Source organism: Staphylococcus sp. AC872 (assembly GCF_979255425.1).
Genome location: NZ_CEEDKW010000104.1, coordinates 1 through 227 on the forward strand (window position 1 = coordinate 1; position 227 = coordinate 227).

Annotated in this window: 1 protein-coding gene; it reads right to left on the reverse strand. The window is 41.4% G+C overall.

Annotation, left to right across the window (positions count from 1 at the left end; genetic code table 11):
• On the reverse strand, positions 1-227 hold a 227-nt coding region (locus ACZ267_RS13095; RefSeq protein ID WP_340081877.1), incomplete at both ends, for a hypothetical protein.

The following is a 227-nucleotide window of genomic DNA, read 5'->3' on the forward strand; positions in this document are numbered from 1 at the left end:
GTACTAGAAGAAGTAGAATCACTGGCACTTGTTGAAGCACTTGCGCTATCACTTAATTTACTACTAGTACTTGCAGACGTGCTTGCGCTTTGAGAACCACTTAATGACGCACTTGTACTGCTAGAAGTCGATGCACTATCACTTGCAGATGTACTAGAAGAAGTAGAATCACTGGCACTTGTTGAAGCACTTGCGCTATCACTTAATTTACTACTAGTACTTGCAGA